Raw genomic sequence first — 22,095 nt, 5'->3', positions numbered from 1 at the left:
CGATGGATTTCCTCGCAATGAAAGAGCGCGACGCTTACGCGACGCCGACGCCCAGGTAACGGTCCTTCACCTCGTGATCGGCCGCGAACGCCGCGTTGCTGCCTTCATAGACGATCACGCCCTGTTCGATCACGAAGTGGCGGTCCGCGAGTTGCGTGCACACTTCGAGGTTCTGCTCGACGAGCAGGATCGCGACGCCGGCCGCCTTGATCCGCTTCAACTGCTCGACGATCTCCTCGACGATCACCGGCGCCAAGCCCTCGACCGGCTCGTCGAGCATCAGCAGCCGCGGGTGGTTCATCAGCGCGCGGCCGATCGCGAGCATCTGCTGCTCGCCGCCCGACAGCTGCGCACCGCCGTTGCGGCGGCGCTCCTTCAGGCGCGGAAAGATCCGGTAGATGTCGTCAAGCTGCCACGGCGAATCGCGGCGCGCGCCGAGCCGCAGGTTTTCCTCGACCGACAGCAGCCGGAAAATCCCGCGATGCTCGGGCACGAAACACAGGCCGCACGCGGCGATCCGGTGCGCGGGCTGCCCGGCGATCGGCCGGCCCGCGAACGTCACGGTGCCGCCGGTCGGCGCGACGACGCCCGCGATCGTCTTGAGCGTGGTCGACTTGCCCGCGCCGTTGCGGCCGAGCAGCGTCACCGTCTCGCCTTCGTTCACGTTCAGCGAGAGACCCTGCAGGACGTGGCTCTTGCCGTAGCAAGCATGGAGTTCCTTCGCGTCGAGCATCATGCGCGGCCTCCCGTGATCATGTTGCCGAGATACGCGCTGCGCACGCGCTCGTCGCCGCGAATCGCATCCGGCTTGCCTTCGACCAGCACGCGGCCCTGCTGCATCACCGTAATCGTGTCCGAGATGTCCATCACGATGCCCATGTTGTGTTCGATCAGCACGACCGTGTAGTCGTCGCGCAGGCCGCGGATCAGTGCCTTCATGTCGTCGAGGTCGTCGATCCCCATGCCCGAGGTCGGCTCGTCGAGAAAAATCGCGCGCGGTCGAGCCGCCAGCGCCATCCCGACTTCGAGCCGGCGTTGCTGGCCGTGCGACAGCACGCCGGCCGCCGTGTCGGCGAAGCGCTGCAGGCCGAGCCGCTCGAGCACGTCGTCGACGATGCCGTCGTGCGCGAGCGCGCCGCGCAGGGGCGCCCACGGATTCAGCGCGCGCCGCGATTCGACGCCCTGCGCGGCAACCCGCAGGTTCTCGCGCACGCTCAGGTTCGGAAACAGGCTCGTCACCTGGAACGAGCGCGCGATGCCGCGCCGCACGCGCTTGTGATCGGGTTCGCGCGACACGTCGTGACCGTCGAACAGGATCGAGCCCGACGTGATCGGCAGCGTGCCCGTCAACGTATGGAACAGTGTCGTCTTGCCGGCGCCGTTCGGCCCGATCACCGAATGCACGGTGCGCGGCATGATCCGCAGATCGACGCCGCCCAGCGCCGTGAACTTGCCGTAGCGCTTGACGATGCCGCGCGCTTCGAGAATCGCTTCGCTCATTGCCGCTCCTCGGTCGTCTCCGCCGTGCGTCCGCCGCGCCGCAGCGACGCCACGACGCGTTCACCCAATCCCCACAACCCGCGCTGCATGAACAGGCTGACCGCGATCAGCACGAGGCCGAGCAGCAGCAGCCAGCGCGGCCACAGCGTCGACAGCCAGTCCGCGAACAGCACGTAGAATGCCGCGCCGAGCACCGACGCGAACAGGTTGCCCGTGCCGCCGATCACCGTCATCACGAGGATCATCTCGCTCGTGTGATAGTCGATGTTCGACAGCGGCGCGATGCCCGTCATCAACGCGTGCAGCGCACCCGCGAAACCCGTGACCGCCCCCGAAAGCACGAACGCCGCAAGCTTGAAGCGCTTCACGTCGTAGCCGGCCGCCGCCGCGCGCGCCTCGTTGTCGCGGATCGCGAGCAGCGTGCGGCCGAACACGGAGCGCGACACGCGCAACAGCAGCCAGAACACCGCGACAAACAGCACCGCGACGAAGCCGTAGTAGCGCCACGGCGAATCGAGTGAAACGAGCGGATGCCCGAACGCGGCGAGCGCGGGACGCGGGATGTCGAGCAGCCCGTTGTCGCCGCCCGTGACGTCCGGCGTCGTGTAGGCGAGAAAGTAGAACAGCTGCCCGAACGCGAGCGTCAGCATCACGAAGTAGGTGCCACGCTGCCGGATCGAGAACCAGCCGACGAGCGCCGCCGCGACGGCTCCGAGCACGGTGGCTGCAGCGAGCGCAGCGGTCACCGATGCGACGCCGTGCGTCAGCACCAGCCCCGCCGCGTAGCTGCCGAGCCCGAAGAAGATGCCCTGTCCGAATGACAACAGCCCCGTATAGCCCAGCAGCAGGTTGCAGCCGAGCGCGGCGAGCGCGAACACCAGCACTTCGGTCGCGAGCGAGCCCGAGCTCAGCGCGACCGGCAGCACGCACACGACGGCCACCGCGAGCCAGCCCTCCGGGCGTTGCAACGCAGAGCGCCATACAGGCACGCGCTGCGAGACTGCCGCTCCCGACGGCAGCGGTTTCGACGATTCGATCATGCGGCCCTCCCCAGCAACCCGTTCGGACGCAACAGCAGCACGGCCGCCATCGCGACATAGATCATCAGCCGTGCGCCTTCCGGCCACAGCGTGCTCATCAGGCTCTGCACGATACCGACCAGCAACCCGCCGACCAGCGCCCCGAGAAAATTCCCCATCCCGCCGACGACCACCACGACGAACGCGACGCCGAGCGCCTCGATGCCCATGAACGGATCGACGCCGCGGATCGGCGCGGCGAGCACGCCCGCGAGTGCCGCCGTCGCCGCGCCGAGCGCGAACACGAGACTGAACACGCGCGTCACGTTGATGCCGAGCAGCGATACCATCTCCGTCGATTCGCTGCCCGCGCGCACCGTACTGCCGAGCCGCGTGCCTTCGAGCACCCACCACAGCAACGCGGCGAGCACGGCCGTGAACCCGATCACGAACAGCCGGTATTTCGGGTAGACGAAGCCGCCCCAGATCACGACGCCGTTCAGCACGTCGGGCGGCGGCACGTTGTCGCCGAGGGGACCCCATGCGAGGATCGCGCACTCCTGCAGCACGAGCGCGAGCCCGACCGTCGCCAGGATGTGGAATTCATGCTGCTGCGCGTACACATGACGCAGCACAAGTTTTTCGACGCACCATGCGAACGCGCCGACGACGAGCGGCACGACCGCGAGCGCGACCCAGAAACTCGCCGACCATTGCAGCGCCTGGTAGCAGAGATACGCGCCGAGCAGGTAGAACGCGCCGTGAGCGAAATTCACGAAGCGCAGCAGGCCGAACACGATCGACAGGCCGACGGCGAGCAGGAAATACAACATGCCCACGCCGATGCCGTTGACGATCTGCAGCAGATAGACGTTCATGGCTTCCGTGTCAGAAAGGAAGGAAATGGACGCCCGCGGCGCACGGCGCACGCGGACGCGCGCAGGGTGTCAAGCCAGCTTGCAGCCGGTCTTGTCGACCGGCAGGAACGACTGGCCCGAGCTGACGATGTCGGCGTAATCGTCGGCATTCTTCATCCGGTTCTTCGGCTTGCCCTTCAGCAGGTAATAGTTCTTCAGCACCTGGTGGTCGCCCTTGCGGATTTCTTCCGGACCGGTGAGGCCGTCGTACTTCATGCCCTCCATCGCTGCGATCACCTTCTTCGGATCGACGCTGCCGGCCTTCACCATCGCGTCGATCAGGATCTTCGAGCAGATGTACGAACCCGCAAGGCTGTAGTTCGGGTTGGCTTTGAATGCGGCGTTCGTGCGTTTCACGAGATCGCGGTTCAGCGGCGAATCGATCCCGTGCCAGTACTGCGCGCCGAAATACACGCCATCGCAGATGTCCGGCCCGAGCGCCTCGAACTGTTCCAGGCCCGATGCCCACGCGAGCAGGATCGTGCAGTTGCGCTTCATCCCGAAGCTGACGGCCTGGCGCAACGTGTCGGACGATTGCGAGCCGAAGTTCAGGATCAGCAGCACGTCCGGCTGCGCGGCCGCCGCGTTCGTCAGGTAGCCGCTGAACTCCTTCTCGGCGAGCGAGTGGTAGCTGTTGCCGACATGCTCGATGCCCTTCTCCTTGAAGATCGCTTTCGCGGCCGACAGCAGGCCGTCGCCGAACACGTATTGCGGCGTGATCGTATACCAGCGCTTCGCCTTCGGCAGCATCTGAATCAACGGGCGCACCGTCTGCTCGATCGCGCCGAAGGTCGGCACCGACCAGCGGAACGTCGCGTCGTTGCAGTCCTTGCCGGTCAGCTCGTCCGCGCCGGCCGTCGTGATGAACACGCCGCCCGCCTTCTGCACTTCCTTGCCCATCGCCAACGATTCGGATGACAAAATACCGCCCGCAAAAAAACGCGCGCCCTTCTGCTGCGCGATCTCCTGCACACGCCGCACAGCGGTCGCGGGCTTGCCCTCTGTGTCGAGCGCCGTATAGGCAAGCGGCGAACCGAGCACCTTGCCGTACTGCTTGACGACGAGCTGCATGCCGAGATCGGCGTACTTGCCGTTAGCGGCGAACGGCCCCGACATCGGCACCGGGCACGCCAGCTGGATGGGCGAACCCTGCGCGAACGCGGCACGGGACGACATGCTGCCGAGCGCACCCGGCACGGCCGACAGCGCGGCCAGTTTCAACAGTTCTCGGCGATTCAAGTTGACGCTCCTGATAAAGGGGGACACACGCGATGCGACCGACTGCCAAACCGTGCCCACGCCCTGCAGGATGCGCGCCGCCGGTTGATCCTATTTATCATGATAAATAGAATGAACATGATGCTAGAGTTGATCAAAATTAGTGTCAATCAGGCAAAATTCCGTACTCGCGCCGGAACGGATCGTCGACGATGACGCGGCGCGCAGTCAGACAAAGGAGTCGTGAAGATGGTCATGGACCGAGCCAGGGCGGGCCTCGCAGTCGAAATCAAGCAGCCGAAGCGGGCCGACCTCGTCGCCGAGGAGATCAAGCGGCTGATCACCGAGAAGGACCTGAAGCCGGGCGACCGCCTCCCGCGTGAAGCCGAGCTGCAGCAGCTCTATGCGGTGAGCAAGAGCACGATCCGCGAGGCGCTGAAGTCGCTCGAGGTGCAGGGGCTCATCAAGGTCACGACGGGGCCGACGGGCGGCGGGATGGTCGTCGAGGTGCCGCTCGACCGCACGCTGCAGCTGCTGCAGAACTACCTGTTCTTCAAGGACGTGACGATCGACGACATCTATACGGTGCGCCAACTGCTCGAACCCGAGCTGGCGGCGGGCGCCGTGCCGCACCTGACCGAGCGCGACTTCGCGGCGCTGGAGGCGAACATCGCGTGCTGCGACGGCGCGTCGGGCGTACACGACCGCGGCCACATGCTGCGCCAGCGGCAGGAGGACACGACGTTCCACGACATCCTCGCGGCCGCGAACCCGAACCCGTTCCTGCGCTTCAGCTGCGAGCTGATCAACGAGATGATCCGGCAGTTGATCGAGTTCCGGAACGACACGCCGCTCGTCGAGCACAAGCGGTTCGGCGAAGCGAACGTTTCGATCCACAAGGCGATCCTGCAGGCCGCACGCGAGCGCGACGCAGAGCGCGTGCGGGCGCTGATGGTCGAGCACATGACCGAGGCCCCCAAGCATGTGAAGCGGATGAAAGGCAAGCTGCGCGGGCGCCTGATCCTCGACTCCGAGATCCGCAGGCGGGCTGCCGCTCACATTGCGGGACCCGATGCGGCCGCAACGGATCCCGAAGAGGACTGAGCGGCGGCCGGCGCGGTCGATTCAAGGCCGACTGCTTCGCGGCGGCCTCAATACCCCTACCGCGCCGCGAATGCCGATGACGCACCGTTGCGCACCGTTGCGGCCGAACGCCGAGAGCGGCGTCGGCACCGGCCGGAACGTATTCGTCTCGTGGTGTACCCGGGCGATCGGGATCGTCAGCGCACGCCGCCTTCCGTGTACCCCGTCGTGCCCTTCGTCTCCAGATATTCGACGAGGCCGAACTCCGCATACTCGCGTCCGTTGCCCGAGCGCTTGTAGCCGCCGAACGGCGCAGCCGGGTTCCATGGCGGGTAGTTGATGTGGACATTGCCGACCCGCAGCCGTGCCGCGACCCGGCGCGCGCGCTCGAGGTCCTTCGTCTGCACGTATGCCGCAAGCCCGTAGACCGAATCGTTCGCGAGCGCGATCGCCTCGTCCTCGGTGCGGTAGGTCAGGATCGACAGCACCGGCCCGAAAATTTCCTCGCGTGCGATCGTCATGCCGGGCGTGACGTTGGAGAACACCGTCGGCTTCACGTAGAAACCGTCGCCGAGCCCGTCGGGCCGACCGGTGCCACCGGCGACGAGCGTCGCGCCTTCGTCGATCCCGCACTGGATCAGTTGCTGGATGCGGTCGAACTGCGTGCGACTGACAACCGGCCCGATGCCCGTTTCCGTCGAACGCGGATCGCCGACGACGGTGCGCGCCGCCTCGTTGCGCGCCGCGGCCTCGGCTGCGGCAAGGTGGTCGACATGCACGAACATCCGCGTCGGCGCGTTGCACGACTGCCCGCTGTTGCTGAAGCAACTGCGCGCACCGCGCGTGACCGCATCCTCGATGTCGGCATCGGGCAGGATCAGGTTCGGGCTCTTGCTGCCGAGTTCCTGGTGCACGCGCTTCACGGTATCGGCAGCCGCCTTCGCGACCTCGACACCCGCGCGCGTCGAACCGGTGAACGACACCATGTCGACGTCCGGATGCCGCGACAGCGCGTCGCCCACTTCGTGCCCGTAGCCGTGCACGAGGTTGAACACGCCCGGCGGCACGCCGGCTTCGTGCAGGATTTCCGCGAACAGGATCGCGCTGAACGGCGCGATCTCGCTCGGCTTGAGCACCATCGTGCAGCCGGCCGCGAGCGCCGGCGCGACCTTGCACACGATCTGGTTGATCGGCCAGTTCCATGGCGTGATCAGCGCGCACACGCCGATCGGCTCGTGCGATACCAGCAGCGAATCGGTCCGCGTGCTGAAGCGGAACGACTGCAGCGCGCGAATCGTCTGCTCGAGGTGCGCGGTGCCGACCGCCGCCTGCATCGCACGCGCGAACGCGATCGGTGCGCCCATCTCCTGGCTGATCGTCCGCGCGACCTCCTCGTAGCGGCGCTGGTAGATCTCGAGCACGCGCCGCAGCAGCGCGACGCGCTCGCCCACCGGCCAGCGCGAATACGTGTCGAAGGCCTGCCGGGCCGCGCCCACCGCGCGGTCGACGTCGGCCGCGCCGCCGATCCTGAGCTGCGCATACGGCCGCGCCGTGCTCGGGTCGATCACGTCGATCGCCTTCGCGTCGGCCGGGTCGAGCCACTGGCCGTCGATATAGGACTGTTGTGACGTTCGCATCGAATGCTCCTGTGGTGATGGATGCCGGTGTCGCGCTCAGCGCGTCGCGCGCGCGAAGGTGTCGACGAGGATGTCGCGGATCTGCGCGACGAACCACACGATTTCGTCGCGCGACATCACGAGCGGCGGCGAGAACTGCACGATCGGCGTGCCTTCGTGGTCGACGCCCGCGCGGCACAGCAGCCCCGCGTCGAAGATCGCGGGCGCGAGCAGCGTCGACACGAACGCCTGCGCGCTGATGCCGGCCGCCCAGCGGCGCGCGGCCTTGTCGGTCACGAGTTCAAGCGAGTAGTGGTAACCGTCGCCGCGCACGTCGCCGACGCACGGCAGTTCGAGCAGGCCGTCGAGGGTCTGGCGGAACACCGCTTCGTTGCGTCGGACGTTCTCGAGCACGCCTTCGCGCTCCATGATCGCGAGGTTCGCGAGCGCGGCCGTGCACGCGACCGGATGGCCGCCGTATGTCGCGCCGTGCAGGAACATCTGCTGCGGGCCGTCGAGGATCGTTTCCACGACCGCGTCGCTCGCGATCACGCCGCCGAGCGGCACGTAGCCCGACGCGATGCCTTTAGCGAACGTGATGACGTCCGGCTTCAGCCCGTAGCGCGCGGAGCCGAAATATTCGCCGAGCCGGCCGAATCCACAGATCACTTCGTCGGCGACGAGCAGCACGCCGTGCCGGTCGCAGATGTCGCGCAGCCCGGCCGTGTAGCCGGCCGGCGGCGTCAGGCTGCCGCCCGCGTTCTGCAACGGCTCGACGACGATCGCGGCGACGGTATCCGGGCCTTCCTGCACGATCAGCGACTCGATCTCGTCGAGCAGATGGCGCGTGAACTCCGCTTCCGTCTCGCCGACCGGGCGCCCGTAGCGCTTCGTGTTGCCGACATGCCGCACGCCCGACATCAGCGGCTCGAAATGCTTGCGGAAGTTCGTCATCCCGTTCAGCGCGAGCGCGCCGAACGACGTGCCGTGATACGCGACGCGCCGGGCGATGAACTTGCGCCGCTGCGGCTCGCCGCGCGACTGGTGATACTGGCGCACCAGCTTGATCGCCGCTTCGTTCGACTCCGAGCCGCTCGACGTGAAGAACACGCGGTTCAGCCCGTCCGGCGCGAGCGTCGCGAGCTTGTGCGCGAGCGTGATCGCCGGCTCGTGGCCGACACCCCAGTTGGTCGCGAACGGCAGCCGCACCATCTGCTCGCGGATCGCGTCGCCGATTTCCGCGCCGTGGCTGTAGCCGACCTGCACGCAGTACAGCCCGGCCAGCGCATCGAAGTAGCGCTTGCCGTGGCGGTCGACGAGCCAACAGCCTTCGCCGCGGTCGAACACGGTCAGCGCGTGGTCGCGATACGCATCGGCGTGCGTGAAATGCATCAGCAGGTGGCGCTTGCCGAGCGCCTGCAGGTCCGCGTCGAGATTGACGTCAACAGCGTTCATGGTTCACTCCTCCTTCAGGGTTTCAGGTCCGGCGCGGCGCGCCCGGTCGTTCAGTTCATCGACAGTGTCGGCGCCGGGCGCGTGAAGCCGCGCGTCAGCCATGCGAGCTGGCAGAGCCCGAGCACGAGCCAGCCGATGCCGACGTAGAACGTCTGGCGCGACAGCCCCGACCAGAGCCACACGTTCATCGCGAAGCCGAGCGCCGGCATCACGCCGAACGTGATCCAGCCCGCGAAGCGGCGATGCTCGGCGCGGCACAGATAACTGCGCATCACGCACAGGTTCACGACCGCGAACGCGACGAGCGCGCCGAAGCTGATCATCGTCGACGCGAGATCGAGCGTGACGAACAGCGCGGACAGCGACACGACGCCGACCGCGAGCGTCGCGCGCACCGGCGTGCGCAGCCGCGCATGCAGGTGGCCGAACACGCGTTCGGGCAGCACGCGGTCGCGGCCCATCGCGAACAGCACGCGCGTCACGCTCGCCTGCCCGGCCATCGCGCTCGCGAAACAGCCGGCCACGTACACGGCGACGAAGAACGCCGACAGCGTGCCGCCGCCGATGCGCCGCATCAGCTCGAGGCTGGCCGAATCGAGATCCTTGAATGCGTGCCAGTCGGGAAACACCACCTGCCCGACATACGCGATCAGCATGAACAGCACGCCGCTCGCCAGCGTGCAGAGCAGGATCGCGCGCGGCACCGTGCGCTTCGGCTCGCGCGTTTCCTCCGACAACGTGGTGACCGCGTCGAAGCCGAGGAAAGACAGGCACAGGATCGCGGACCCGGCGAAGATCGCGCGCGCATCGCCCGACGACGGCAACGCGACGGCCATCGACAGTCCCTCGCCTGCCGCGACCCGCGCCGATGCGATGACGAAGATCGCGATGAACACGAGCTGGCTCGCGATGAGGATCAGGTTCACGCGATTGACGAGCCGGATGCCGACGATGTTCAGCCCGGTGATCAGCGCGATGCTCCCGACGATCCACACGCTGGCCGGCACCATCGGAAAAATCTGCTTCATGTAGATACCGATCGCGAGGTAGCTGATCATCGGAATGAACAGATAGTCCATCAGCAGCGCCCAGCCGACCATGAAGCCGGCCGACGTGCCGAAATTGCGGCTCGCGAACGTATAGGCGGAGCCGGCGCTCGGCATCAGCCGCGCCATGTGGCCATAGCTGCGCGCGGTGAACAGCATCGCGACCAGCGTGACCGCATACGCGGCCGTCAGGTGCCCGTTCGTCTCGCTCGTGACGAGCCCGTAGGTCGTGAACACCGTCATCGGCAGCATGTACGCGAGGCCGAAGATGACCAGCGTCGCAAGGCCGAGCAGGTGCGGCTTGCGGCGTTCGTCCGCGTCGCCGCGAAACGCATGTGCGGCGAAGTCCTGCGTCGCGGCGGCCGATGCGTATCGACCGGGGCTGTCGTTGTCCATGCTGTCCTCACGTAGGTGGCGTTCACGGCTTCAACACTCGTTCGCCCGGCACGGCCGGCGGCGCACGACTGGAAGAAAGTGTGGTGCGCCAAAAATTCCGCCACGAATGAGAAATGCGGACGTAATCGGGGGATATTTCCGGACACCCCGCCGCGTATCGCGTCGGCGCGTCATGCATGGTGCTGTGCCGCACTGGCGTTTTGCGGACATTCCGGCTATGTTCTACGCGACCCAGTCGCCCCGTCAGCACCATGGACACTCGATCTCATCGAAACCAGAGCCGGGCCGAGCGCAGCCTGCGTTCGTCGCTCGGCCTCGCGCGCCCGGCCGGACGCCAGGAGGACATTCCCGCCACCGTCCACGCGATCGCGGTCGCGCTGGACGAGTGCCGCGTGCGGCATATCGACGGTGCCGCGCTGCTCGAAGGCACGGGGCTCGGCGCGGACGAAGTCGCGTCGCCGAACCTGCACGTGAATCGCGGCCAGGAGCAGCGCTGCTTCCACAACCTGCTGCAGCGCAGCGGCGTGCCGTCGATCGGGCTGTCGATCGGCGCGCGGCTGCACGTATCGACACTCGGCCTCGCCGGCTACGCGATGCTGATCAGCGGCTCCGTCATGCAGGCATTCCGGTGCATGAGCCAGTTTCCGCTGTTCATGGGCCTGTATTTCGACGTGCGTATCGATGCGCATGCGGACGGCATGAGCGTGACCATCGGCCGCTACAACGGCGAGCCCGATCTCGAGGTGTTCCAGGTCGACATGTGCCTGTCGAGCCTGCGCCTGATCGTGTCCGACCTCGTCGGCAAGCCGGTCTGGCCCGCGCAGGTACAGCTCGCGCGCCGCACGCCACGCAACGCGGCCGACTACACGCGCCACTTCGGCTGCAAGGTCGCGTTCAATGCCGGTGACAACCGGCTCGTGTTCACGTCCGTGAACGGCACCGAGATGCCGCTGCTCGCGAACGAAGTCAGCTTCAATGCGCTGCACGGCCAGTGCGAGGCGCTCGAACGGCAGTGGGCCGCGTCGGTCGGCACGCGTTTCGCCGATCGCGCGAAGGAGCTGATGGCGCGCGACCTCGCGCGTTTCAAGTCGATGACGTCGCTCGCGAACGCGCTGCACCTGACGGAGCGCACGCTGCGCCGTCGGCTCGACAAGGACGGCCTCACGTTCCAGTCGCTGCTCGACGACGTGCGCCGCGACGAGGCGGTGCGGATGCTCGACGATCCGGAGCTGACGGTCGCGGCCATTGCGGAACGTCTCGGCTACAGCGAGCCGCGGAGCTTCCGCCATGCGTATCGACGCTGGACCGGGCACCCGCCGCGCGCCGGCGCCGGGTCGGACACGTAACGCGCCATGGACGCCTCCCGGTTGAAAGGCGCGCAGCACAAGCCTTCGCGCCATCCGGCCACGAGCGGGATTCATTGACGGCATCGGTCATTCCCGCACACGTCATGCATGACCTGCGTCTGCATGGCGTCGCGTTCGAGATGGCGGTTATCGTCCGGGTCGACTCAAGTAGAATGCGCGCAACCATCAAGCCGAGCGGGGCCAAGCTTCCATTCCACTCGCACCGGCGCAACGCGAACAAGACGACACGAACATGCGCAGCGGCATCCGCGGGCCGCGCCGCCCCATCCGGGCGCGCGCCACCGCGACGATCGCCCGCCGACGAAGCCTCCATGAGCAAACCGATCCTGTACCTCCTCGCCGGCAACGGCAGCGCGGCCGACTGGTGGGACGACACGCTGCCCCACTTCCGCCATTACCGGCCCGTGCCGCTGGAACTGCCGGGCTTCGGCGACAACCCCGCGCCGCCCTGCGAAGATCTCGCCGCGTATGCGCAAGCGCTGCTGGACGCGACCGAACCGGGCCACGCGATCATGGCGGTCGGCGTGAATGCGCTGCTGGTGCTGCACGCGTTGCAACGGCGCCCAGGCCACTTCGGCCGCAGTGTGCTGCTCGCGCCCGTCGGCGCATTTCTGTGGGAACGGCGCCTGCCGAAACTGATGGCGCCGAAGCCGCTGCGCAAGACCATTCACTGGCTGCTCGCGCACTACCCGGCGCTGTTCGCCCGCAAGTTCTCGAACCTGACCTGGACACGCGCGCAGTACCGCCGCATGGGCGCCGGCTACGCGCGCTGCCGCGCGTTCCTGCCGCACTGGGATCTCGTGCGCGCCGATACCGCGCTGCCGCTGCTCGAGTGGGTCACCGATCGCATCGAACTCGTGTGGGGCGACCAGGACGCCGTGCTCGGCGTGCGCCAGGCCGCCGCATGGTCGGCCATCCTCGCGCGCGCCGAGCTCACCGTCACGCTGCAGGCCGGCTGGGGACACTATCCGTGGATCGACGCACCGGCGGCGTTCGCGCAGTGGCTCGAAGCGGGCGACGCCGGCTTCGTCGCGCACACCAAGGGCGGGCGCCTGGCGCTGGCGACGATGGCCGGCCTGCCCGTGCCGCCCGCGCTGTCGCTGACCCGCGCCGACGATCCGCGCCTGCCCGGCTTTCTCGCGAGCCAGCCCGACGCCGAGTGGGCGATCCGCTCGTCGAGCCATGGCGAAGACCAGGCCGATGCGGCCAACGCGGGCCTGCACACCACGTTCCTGCGCGTACCGGCCTCGCAGGCCGCCGCGCGCGTGGCCGAGCTGCTCGACGGCGGCCTCGAGGAAACGGTCGTGCAGCGCTTCATCACGCCCGTGCTGTCGGGCATCGCGTTCGTGCGGCATCTCGCGGTCGAAGTCGAATGGGTGGAAGGCCACCTCGAATCGCTCGCCGACGGCCAGGCCAGCCCGCAACGCGCGATCCTGTCGCGGCTTGGCGAGCCCTGGCAGCGCGGCACGTTCCCGGGCGCGCACGGCCTGGGCGCGACGCAACTGTGGACCTTCCTGCAACGCGTGCTGCGCGCGTTCCACTACGTGCCGGGCGATGTCGAATGGGCGTGGGACGGCACGCAGCTGTGGCTGCTGCAATACCGCCCGATCAGCAGCTACGGCTGGCACCGGCACCTGACCGCCGCGAACATCGCCGAGATCCTGCCGCCGCAGCCGAGCCGGCTGGTCGAGTACGCACAACGGCGTGCGGCCGGCAGCATCCCGGCCATCATGGCGCGCTGGGATGCACGCGTATTGCAGGACAACGAACCATTCACCGCGCTCTACGGCGGTGCGTCGTACATCAACAACGACCTGTTCCTCGCCCGTCTCTCCGACTGGGGCGTATCGGCCGGCAACTACAGCGGCGAGATCGGCGGCGCGACCCCGCCGCTGCGCTGGCGCCCGCTGCGGCTGCTGCGTTCGCTGCCGGTGTTCTGGCGCATGCTGCGCGCCGCACGCGGGCATCTGCCGACGCTCGAACGCGGCCTGCGGCGCTTCGACCGGGAACTCGCGACACTCGTCGAGCAACGCGCCGACGGCCGGCAGCTGGCCGACTGGTTCACGCGCTTCTACGTGTTCGTCGTGCAGGGCAACCTGTGCATCGCGTCATCGCTGGCGAGCAGCGGCGGCGCGCTCTGGGGCCGTCCGCCGACCGCGTATGGCCAGCTCGAGAACAGCCCGCATCGCCTGCCGTGGGAAACCGATCCGGGCACCGCACGGCCCGCGCCCGCCGATCTGCCGTTGCAGGCGTTTCCCGACTGGCCGCTGCCCGTCCGCGTGCTCCACGCGCTCGGCGCGCCCGGCATGCGCGGCTGGTATCTGCAGGTGCGCGAGTGGTATCGCGACAACCTGATGCGCGTGTTCTTCCGCCTGCATCACGCGATGCCGGCCGCCGACCGCGACGCATGGTTCGCGCCCCATCCCGATCGCCGCGAACGCAACGGCAGCTTCTGGCAGGACGGCAGCGAAGGCACCGACGAGGCGGCCGGCTTCATGATCTATCCGGGCCACACGCAAGGCGTGCTCGGCCGCGACATCCTGCTGGAAGACACGCTCGACCCGGGCCGGCACGCGCAGTATCAGGCCGCGCGTGCGGTGATCGCGCGCATGGGCGGCCGGCTGTCGCACGGCGCGACGCTGCTGCGCGAACTGCGCAAGCCGTCGGCCGTGCTGCCGCGCGTCGACGCGGCGTGGATCGGGCGCGAGGTGCAACTCAGCGACGGCCGGCTGACGCTGGTCGACTAGGCGCGACGCGGTCGCCGCGGGCCCCCGCGTGTACTCAGCGCACCGGCGTGCGGAGTTTCCCGTCGACCTTCAACGTACGCCGGTCGTGCGCGGCTTCGTATTCGACCGTCTGCGCCGGAGTGACGGCGCCGTAGGAACGGCCGTTCACGTAGACGATGCCGTCCCGCAGCTCGATCCGGTCACCGTTGACCGTCGCGGTGGCCCGTTCGCCCTGCAGCACCGCGCCCGAGCAACCGGCGGTCGAAAAGCTGCGCACCGACGTGCCCGGCATCGCGGCGATCCCGCCCTGATCCGCCGCATGCGCCGCGCTGCAGGGCGGCGCATCCATGCCGCCGGCCGCGTGAACGGTACCGGCACCGATCCCGCATCCGGCAAGCAACGCAATCGTCATCGGCTTCAGATTGTTCATGGTGGGCTCCGTTGTCCGCCGCCGCGGATCGATGACCGGCCGACACCCGTGCTCGCACGGCGGGGCGTCCGGATGCATCGAGTATGCGTCCGGTTCGCGGCATTCCGCCATCCGCGCCAATACCACTCACGGCCCGCCCATCCGTCCCCGTGATCCGCGCCGACGCCGGCCCCGCAAGCACCGCTCGGCGCGACGCGTCCCGGTAAAAATCCGCCTTGATCAAGTTGCGACCCGCAACTATTATTGATTGCGATCCGCAACCTTTCCGGGCTGACCATGGACCTCATCGACGCTCCCGCCAAACCTCGCGAAGCAACCATCCTCGAGCTTCGCGACTTCTCCCGCAAACTGGTTCGCGAGCTCGGCTTCATGCGCGCGACGCTGGCCGACAGCGACTGGGCGCCTTCGGCGGTTCACGCGATCCTCGAGATCGGGATGGCGCCCGGCATCAACGCCCGCGATCTGGGCAACATCCTGCGGCTGGACAAATCGAACACGAGCCGGCAACTCGCGCGGCTCGAGGCGGCCGGCATCGTCGAACGGCGCGTGTCGAGCGACGATGCGCGCGCGACCGAGCTGTACCTGACCGCCGACGGCAAGAAGCTCCAGAAAAGAATCGACGCGTTCGCGACGGATCAGGTGTCGAATGCGCTGCGCCGCATGGTGCCGGCGGATCAGCAGGCGCTGCTGCGCTCGCTCGCGCTGTATGCCGATGCGCTCGCGCAGGACAACGCCGCCAGGGCAAGCGCCGCGACACCCGATGCGCCATCGATCCGCGAAGGCTACCAGCCGGGCTGCATCGGCGATATCGCGGGCCTTCACGCGCGCTTCTACTCGGAACACTGGGGATTCGGCGCCTTTTTCGAAAAGCGGGTGGCGACCGAGCTGGCCGAGTTCGCCGGTGCCCTGCCGGCCGACGGCAAGGCGCTCTGGCTGTGCCAGGAAGACGGACGCACGCTCGCGTCGCTCGCGATCGACGGCGACCCGGCAACGGGCGTCGCGCACCTGCGATGGTTCATCGTGAACGATGCGTTGCGCGGCTCGGGCATCGGGCGCCGGCTCATGACGGAAGCCATGCGCTTCGTCGACGCACGGCGGTTTCGCGAAACCTATCTGTGGACGTTCAAGGGCCTCGATTCGGCACGCCACCTGTACGAGTCGTTCGGCTTCACGCTGACGAGCGAATCCGCGGGCACGCATTGGGGCACCGAGGTGGTCGAGCAGCGCTTCAGCCGGCCGGGGCCATCCGGCGGCTGAGGGTCGACGGGCCGTCTGCGCCGCGACGCCCTTCATGGTTTCTGACTGCCTTTGCGACGACCGTTCCGGCGCGATTCGCGCTGCAGGCCGTCGAATATTCTCATCACTTGACGCCCGTCATGGCCGCTCGAGCCGCGTCGCGTGCGCGGTTCATCCGTTATCGCGATCACGCCGAACGCCTGCATCGGCCTGCGAATCACTAGGGAAAATCCTGAGACATCCTTACAGCGATTTCCCTGATGATTCACGGAAGCGTCATGTTTCGGCGATCCAGCGGTCCGCCAAGCTTTCAGTTCGCGTCTCGAAACCGATGACGCATCGCGGCAAATTCGATGACCGCGGCCTGAAACGGCAGTCGCTGGCGAATCGTCAGGTGTTCAATACTTTCAACAACCCGGTCGAGAGTAAACGTGAGATTCCGTGGCCCGCTGGTGCGGTGGAGACGAGGCGATGCGCGAAACCTGCGCGCCGCGATCGCGTCCACCGACGACCGTGGTGACGGCTGGCAAAGTCCTCGCCTGCATCTGTCGATCTACACCATCCTGTCCTGCCGCTCCGTTCGCCGCCACAACGCCGTCGCCGCACGTGCGTACGTCGCGATCCATACCGACGACGTGGCCTCGCTGCTGCCTTAGCGCTTCCCCCCTTTCCCTGCATCCGTTCGACCTGCCCGCCGTGTCGCCCGACCGGTGACGGAATCCGCTCGCGCTTCGTTTCCGTGCGAGCCGGCCCGCAGTCGAACGGACTCCTGATCGTCGTGCACCGCACTCGCTCACCGCGAGCGGTGCTCGCGCACGCCCGCTTCATCCGATGAACCGTCGCGCACCGGCCCGCGCATCGCGGATCGACACGCGCGCTGAAAATGGAAGACTTCGTCATGCGAATCCGCACGCTTGCCCGCAGCATTGCAACCGCCGCCACCCTGTCGGCCGCCGCGTCCGCCGGCACGACCGCCCACGCGGCCGGTGAACTGAACATCTACAACTGGTCCGACTACATCGCACCGGACACGGTCCCGAACTTCCAGAAGCAGACGGGCCTCCACGTCCGCTACGACAACTACGACAGCGACGACACGCTGCAGGCGAAACTGATGTCGGGGAATTCCGGCTACGACATCGTCGTGCCGACGTCGAACTACATGGCCAAGCAGATTCAGGCGAGCGTCTACCAGCCGCTCGACAAGTCGAAGCTGCCGAACCTGTCGAACCTCGATCCGCTGCTGATGAAGATGGTCGCCGACGCCGATCCGGGCAACCAGTACGGCGTGCCATGGGCCTACGGCACCGACGGCATCGGCTACAACGTGCAGGCCGTGAAGAAGGCGCTCGGCGACAAGGCGCCGGTCGACAGCTGGGCGCTGGTGTTCGATCCGGCCAACATGGCGAAGCTCAAGAGCTGCGGCGTGTCGTTCCTCGACCAGGCCGTCGACGTGTTCGCGGCCACGCTGCAGTACATGGGCAAGGACCCGAACAGCACGAACCCGGCCGACTACCGCGCGGCGTACGAGGTGCTGAAGAAGGTGCGCCCGTACATCACGCAGTTCAACTCGTCGGGCTATATCAACGATCTCGCGAACAACGACCTGTGCGTGTCGTTCGGCTATTCGGGCGACGTCGGCATTGCGCACCGCCGCGCCGCCGAAGCGAAGCGCCCGTACGAGATCCGCTTCGCGAACCCGAAGGAAGGCGGGCTGCTGTGGTTCGACATGATGGTGATCCCGAAGGATGCGCCGAACCGCGACGCCGCGCTGAAGTGGATCAACTACCTGCAGGATCCGAAGGTCAACGCCGGCATCACCAACGCGGTGTTCTATCCGACCGCGAACAAGGCCGCGCGCCAGTACGTGAAGCCCGCGATCGCGCGCGACCCGTCGGTGTATCCGGCCGACGAGGTGCTGAGCAGGATGACGCTGCTCAAGCCGATGCCGCCCGAGATTCGCCGGCTGCAGAACCGGCTGTGGGCGCAGTTGAAGACGGGGCGTTGAGCGTCGCGCCGCGGGACTGAACCGTGCCTAGCGGCGGCTCGCGCCGCAGGCACGGTTCCGATCGGCTGCGGAATAGTCGGCCTATCCGACAGGGCGTCGACCGCCTGCCCCAACTGACCGACGAACCCTCGTCAGACTTCGGCTTCGCGACGGACGGCCGCAACTCTCAGCGTAAGGCTGCCGTCGATCGGGCTCCCGCAAAGGTCAGCTGGTCTCGGCTTATCGTTTTCCGCTCCGGGGCATCGCGAATCGCAGTAATGCCACGCAGATCGCCACGCTCCCTGCGATCACCCACCAGATGATCTGCAATCCTCTCCATGAAATCTGCCAGAGACGACTAACCCAGTGCATGCTTCTCCGCCTCTCGGTCGGCGTGCGCTTGTTCAAGCCCACCGTCTTGGCCGTCGCCAGCGCGATTTTCCCGCCGATGACAATGGAAAAAAGCACGTAGTAGATCCATCGATAGTGCTTCGACCGACGATCGTCGTTGACCTGCGTCAGTAGTTTCTCTTGCCGGTCGCGAAACGCGACAAGTGTCGAGACGACACATTCGCTTGCAAGCGATGCCGGATTGAACGCATCGTGCCTGACGTCTCGCCCGTCAAGCCGCTCGGGAAACGACGTGCAGAACTGTATCGGGGTTCTCAGGCACCGCGACGATGACGGCGGCAACACGCTGACCCTATCGTCGATCCGCGTAACAGGACACATGTCCTCGTTGTATGTCGCAATTTCGTTTCGCAACGACGTGATTTGCTCCGGTGTCAGACGTTGCCCGTTGATCTGGTACATATCCGCCGCGGCGTGCGGCCCCGTGACGACAAAGACAGCCGGATCTTCTGCCGAGTAATCGAGCAGTGTTTGCTGCACGCTCGACGCCCAGCGGCATGACAGGCTCTCTCCCAGCCTGTTCTGCGCGCACCACGATTCATACCGTTCCGCCTGCTTCAACAGATAGGCGCTCGCTCTCTGCATATCGCGGGAACTCTCCTGCAGAGACTGGACATGCCGGTTCGCTTGCGAATCGAACACGAAAAAAATGCCCGCGAGCAACGCGGCCGCGTACCAAACATGATCGTAGACATGCCCGAAACCGTCGCCGATCGGAAGGAGGTCGATGAGCACAAGCACGCCGCACCATCCCGCGACCAGCCCTAAACCTACCAGCGTCAGCATGCCCCAACCGCTGCCCAGCACACCGCTCCCGCCGATGACGAACGAATCGGGCACAAATGAAATCAAGGGCCACCAGCCCTGCAGTACCAGCAACCCCGGCAGCAAAAGAATTGACAATGCAACCAGGGCCCCCTTCTTCCGGGCGAGCACATATCCCGTCGTGATGTAGAGAAACGCCAACACCAGCAAGAGTATCCAGAGCACGACCAGAATCGGCAGCATCGCTTCGCCTGGCGACCAATAACTTGAAACGACCTGCCCCTGCGCATCCTTCTCGACAAAATTCGACGAGACAAGTCCGAGTCCTTCAAAACTTTGCTGAATATTCCAGGCGCCGCCTTTCAATATCACGAGATAGGGGTATATCAGCCAGCCCAAATATTTGCCGAGAAAATACCCCGACCGCTCCGCGACGATATAAACAATTTCATTCATTTTTCAATCCATTGAATCAACACGATCGACCCATCCAAAATCCCGGCCTTAACCAGAATCATTCTAGGTGTGATATGCCAAAAACAACAATCAACGGATCTCTTTTATATATTCTAAAAAATCAGTCTCTTTGTTTTATTTCACCGGCAATCTCGTCTTGACGGACTGGTTTGCCGGTCGGCGCCTCGCCAGGCATACGGGCACTCCTGCCGGAGCCGCACACCCCGCGCCGTGTTGCATGTCACCACCGCGAACACCGTCACGACGTGAACCGCATCTACCAACATGTCGACCGGCGCCCCCCGTGGCGTCTGGGCCAGATGTGGTGCGAGACCATCGGTCATGCCTCTGTTCGCGGCTCGACCATGATGCAATGACTGCCATTCGACCGTGAACGTGCACTCGGCATGCGGGATGACCGGCCGGGACACGAGCGTGTCCGATCTCCACCGAGGCCGATTGCATCAACTATCGCGACACCCGCTCCGCCGCAAACGCGTCTTCCACGAACCGGATCACGTCGTCGAGCGACGACGTGCACGTGGCGCCCGCCGCGAGCGCGCGAAACGCCCCCTCCGGCCCGAAGCAGACGAGCGGTTTGCGCCAGTGCCGCGCGAGCGCAATCTCCTCGGCCGTGCCGTGCCCGCCCGGCAGCGCGACGATCAGGTCGCTGCTCAGCACGTTCACGTAGTTGCGGTTGATCGTGTGCGGCTCGGCATCCGGCTCGCGGCGCGGCAGCGGCGTGAGGATCGGGATGTCGACGAACGGATGCGGATAGCCGTCGAGCGGCACGAAGCCCGCGAGAGGATCGGCCTGCGTCGGCAGGATGCCGATCGATCGCCCGGTTCGCCCGGGCACGCCGGCGAACGCCCGCGCGACCGCCAGCATCACGCCCTGCCCGCCGCCCGTCAGCAGGTTGAAACCGGCCTGCGCGAGCCATGCGCCGAGCGGCTCCGAAAACGCGAGCCACGGCTCCTTGCCCGAGCCCATCACGCCGATCGTCCTGTTCTTCTGCTGCATCGTGGTTTCCGGAGAAGTGGTTGGATTGCGCGCGCTCGCCGCGCTCATTCGAGCTCGACGCCCTTGAGCTCGGGAATCAGGAACAGCGTCGCGACCATGTCGAGCACGTAGAGGCCGGCGAGCATCGCGATGGCCGTCTGGAACGAATAGTGCGCGGCAAGCGCGCCGACCGCGACCGGGCCGAAGCCGCCCACCGCGCGGCCGATGTTCCACAGCACGTTCTGCGCGGTTGCGCGTGCGGCCGTCGGATAACCCTCCGACATCAGCGTCCCGTAGCCACCGACCATCCCGTTGACGAACATGCCCATCAGCGCGCCGGCCCACAGCCTCGCCGTGGGGTCCGACAGCTGCGCATACGCGACGACCGTCGCCACCGCGCCGAGCTGGTACAGCAGGAACGTCGGCTTGCGCCCGATGCGGTCGGCCAGTTGCCCGAACACCCAGACGCCGATCATCATCCCGACGACCGTCACCGCCGTCCACACTCCCGACTTCGTCAGCGAGAAACCCATCTGTTTCGACAGGAAGGTCGGCAGCCAGATCATGATCCCGTAGTAGCCGAAGTTCTGGACCGAACACAGGATCACGATGCCGAGGCTCGTGCGCGCGGTGCGGCCGTCCGCGACGAGCAGGCGGAACGCGTTGGCCTTCGGCTGCGCCGCGCGCTGCACGAACGCCTCCGGCTCGTGCAGCTTGTTGCGCATCGCCCACGCGAGCAGCGCGGGCAGCACGCCGACCAGGAACATCCCGCGCCAGCCGATGTGCAGCAGCAGGAACGGCGTCAGCAGGGCGGCCAGCAGCACGCCGGCCTGCCAGCCGAGCGCGACGTAGCACGACACGCGCGCGCGTTTGCTGGCCGGCCACGCTTCCGCCGCGAGCGCCATGCCGATCCCGAACTCGCCGCCCAGCCCGATGCCCGCGATGGTGCGGTAGACAAGCAGATCCTGGAAGCCCTGTGCGAACGCGCACAGCCCGGTGAAGACCGCGAACAGCAGGATCGTCCAGGTCAGCACGCGCACGCGCCCGTAACGGTCGCTCAGCGCACCGAACAGGATGCCGCCCGCGACGGCGCCGATCAGCGTCCAGGTGACGAGCGCGCCGCCCTGCCCGGGTGTCAGGTGCAACGCCGCCGTGATCGCCGGCAGCATGAAGCCGAGGATCAGCAGGTCGAAGCCGTCCATCGCATAGCCGATCGCCGATCCGGCCAGCGCTTTCCACGCGTACGCGCCGACCTGCTCGACGCGCGGGGCCGACGGGCCGCCGAGCGTCGGAGATTTCATGTTTGCTGCCATGGTGTCCCGCCACGATTGTCCGGCGACATTCTAAGGCCTGTGCCCGCGAACGAAGGGCCGGCAGGTCGGCCCGTGGCGAGGGTCCGCGCGCGCCGGCGCCCGCCTGCGGGACGACATGGCGGCAACCTGCGGGTCATGAACGGGAGAGTAAAACG

18 protein-coding genes are annotated in these 22,095 nt (G+C 66.8%); 6 read left to right on the top strand and 12 right to left on the bottom strand.

What is annotated here, in order from left to right:
* Nucleotides 1-34: 34 nt before the first annotated feature.
* The 5 genes from AB3K92_RS00710 to AB3K92_RS00690 form a co-directional block, all read right to left on the bottom strand.
* A complete protein-coding gene (locus AB3K92_RS00710) occupies nt 35-736 on the bottom strand; it encodes an ABC transporter ATP-binding protein (RefSeq protein ID WP_059710116.1) in 702 nt (233 codons plus the stop codon).
* On the bottom strand, nt 733-1,500 hold the full coding sequence (locus AB3K92_RS00705; protein ID WP_369464342.1) for an ABC transporter ATP-binding protein: 768 nt from the start codon (nt 1,498-1,500) through the stop codon (nt 733-735). Before AB3K92_RS00705 ends, AB3K92_RS00710 begins: the two co-directional genes overlap by 4 nt.
* Nucleotides 1,497-2,540, bottom strand: coding sequence for a branched-chain amino acid ABC transporter permease (locus AB3K92_RS00700; protein ID WP_249455859.1), 1,044 nt, complete (start codon nt 2,538-2,540; stop codon nt 1,497-1,499). The genes AB3K92_RS00705 and AB3K92_RS00700 overlap by 4 nt, the downstream gene beginning before the upstream one ends.
* Nucleotides 2,537-3,397, bottom strand: coding sequence for a branched-chain amino acid ABC transporter permease (locus AB3K92_RS00695; RefSeq protein ID WP_226166916.1), 861 nt, complete (start codon nt 3,395-3,397; stop codon nt 2,537-2,539). The genes AB3K92_RS00700 and AB3K92_RS00695 overlap by 4 nt, the downstream gene beginning before the upstream one ends.
* Nucleotides 3,398-3,466: 69 nt before the next feature.
* Nucleotides 3,467-4,675, bottom strand: a complete 1,209-nt coding sequence (locus AB3K92_RS00690) for an ABC transporter substrate-binding protein (protein ID WP_226166914.1) — start codon at nt 4,673-4,675, stop codon at nt 3,467-3,469.
* A gap of 228 nt (nt 4,676-4,903) precedes the next feature.
* On the opposite strand from AB3K92_RS00690, the gene AB3K92_RS00685 reads away from it, so the two are divergent.
* Nucleotides 4,904-5,758, top strand: a complete 855-nt coding sequence (locus AB3K92_RS00685; protein ID WP_021160135.1) for a FadR/GntR family transcriptional regulator — start codon at nt 4,904-4,906, stop codon at nt 5,756-5,758.
* 176 nt (nt 5,759-5,934) lie between these two features.
* On the opposite strand, the gene AB3K92_RS00680 is transcribed toward AB3K92_RS00685, so the two are convergent.
* The 3 genes from AB3K92_RS00680 to AB3K92_RS00670 are packed head-to-tail and all read right to left on the bottom strand — an operon-like array spanning nt 5,935 to nt 10,250.
* A complete protein-coding gene (locus AB3K92_RS00680) occupies nt 5,935-7,374 on the bottom strand; it encodes an aldehyde dehydrogenase family protein (RefSeq protein ID WP_369464341.1) in 1,440 nt (479 codons plus the stop codon).
* Between the two features lie 36 nt (nt 7,375-7,410).
* On the bottom strand, nt 7,411-8,808 hold the full coding sequence (locus AB3K92_RS00675; protein ID WP_059492488.1) for an aspartate aminotransferase family protein: 1,398 nt from the start codon (nt 8,806-8,808) through the stop codon (nt 7,411-7,413).
* Nucleotides 8,809-8,858: 50 nt separating this feature from the next.
* Nucleotides 8,859-10,250: an APC family permease gene (locus tag AB3K92_RS00670; protein ID WP_059620381.1), complete on the bottom strand. Its 1,392-nt coding sequence runs from the start codon at nt 10,248-10,250 to the stop codon at nt 8,859-8,861.
* A gap of 251 nt (nt 10,251-10,501) precedes the next feature.
* Between AB3K92_RS00670 and AB3K92_RS00665 the strand changes: the two genes are divergently transcribed.
* On the top strand, nt 10,502-11,596 hold the full coding sequence (locus tag AB3K92_RS00665) for an AraC family transcriptional regulator (RefSeq protein ID WP_369464340.1): 1,095 nt from the start codon (nt 10,502-10,504) through the stop codon (nt 11,594-11,596).
* A gap of 332 nt (nt 11,597-11,928) precedes the next feature.
* Complete coding sequence (locus AB3K92_RS00660) at nt 11,929-14,364, top strand: PEP-utilizing enzyme (protein WP_369464339.1); 2,436 nt, start codon at nt 11,929-11,931, stop codon at nt 14,362-14,364.
* Between the two features lie 34 nt (nt 14,365-14,398).
* On the opposite strand, the gene AB3K92_RS00655 is transcribed toward AB3K92_RS00660, so the two are convergent.
* Nucleotides 14,399-14,773, bottom strand: a complete 375-nt coding sequence (locus AB3K92_RS00655) for a hypothetical protein (protein ID WP_060325814.1) — start codon at nt 14,771-14,773, stop codon at nt 14,399-14,401.
* Between the two features lie 276 nt (nt 14,774-15,049).
* Here AB3K92_RS00655 and AB3K92_RS00650 point away from each other — a divergent pair, with 276 nt between their 5' ends.
* The 3 genes from AB3K92_RS00650 to AB3K92_RS00640 all read left to right on the top strand — a co-directional run bounded on the left by AB3K92_RS00650 (nt 15,050) and on the right by AB3K92_RS00640 (nt 18,017).
* The gene (locus tag AB3K92_RS00650) at nt 15,050-16,030 is read left to right on the top strand and encodes a helix-turn-helix domain-containing GNAT family N-acetyltransferase (RefSeq protein ID WP_059585926.1); all 981 of its coding nucleotides are present in this window, start codon (nt 15,050-15,052) and stop codon (nt 16,028-16,030) included.
* A gap of 410 nt (nt 16,031-16,440) precedes the next feature.
* On the top strand, nt 16,441-16,665 hold the full coding sequence (locus AB3K92_RS00645) for a hypothetical protein (RefSeq protein ID WP_021160126.1): 225 nt from the start codon (nt 16,441-16,443) through the stop codon (nt 16,663-16,665).
* A 242-nt stretch (nt 16,666-16,907) separates the two neighbouring features.
* The gene (locus AB3K92_RS00640; RefSeq protein WP_042975491.1) at nt 16,908-18,017 is read left to right on the top strand and encodes a polyamine ABC transporter substrate-binding protein; all 1,110 of its coding nucleotides are present in this window, start codon (nt 16,908-16,910) and stop codon (nt 18,015-18,017) included.
* Nucleotides 18,018-18,236: 219 nt separating this feature from the next.
* Here AB3K92_RS00640 and AB3K92_RS00635 read toward each other — a convergent pair whose 3' ends face one another.
* The 3 genes from AB3K92_RS00635 to AB3K92_RS00625 all read right to left on the bottom strand — a co-directional run bounded on the left by AB3K92_RS00635 (nt 18,237) and on the right by AB3K92_RS00625 (nt 21,940).
* On the bottom strand, nt 18,237-19,628 hold the full coding sequence (locus AB3K92_RS00635) for a hypothetical protein (RefSeq protein ID WP_111939563.1): 1,392 nt from the start codon (nt 19,626-19,628) through the stop codon (nt 18,237-18,239).
* Between the two features lie 468 nt (nt 19,629-20,096).
* The gene (locus tag AB3K92_RS00630; protein WP_192388461.1) at nt 20,097-20,696 is read right to left on the bottom strand and encodes a DNA-binding protein; all 600 of its coding nucleotides are present in this window, start codon (nt 20,694-20,696) and stop codon (nt 20,097-20,099) included.
* Nucleotides 20,693-21,940 (bottom strand): MFS transporter, encoded by a 1,248-nt coding sequence (locus AB3K92_RS00625; RefSeq protein ID WP_369464338.1) that lies wholly within the window; start codon nt 21,938-21,940, stop codon nt 20,693-20,695. Before AB3K92_RS00625 ends, AB3K92_RS00630 begins: the two co-directional genes overlap by 4 nt.
* Between the last annotated feature and the right edge of the window lie 155 nt (nt 21,941-22,095).

Source organism: Burkholderia sp. Bmkn7 (assembly GCF_041103175.1).
Lineage (GTDB): Bacteria > Pseudomonadota > Gammaproteobacteria > Burkholderiales > Burkholderiaceae > Burkholderia > Burkholderia cepacia.
This window is presented reverse-complemented; position numbering and strand designations above follow the sequence as displayed.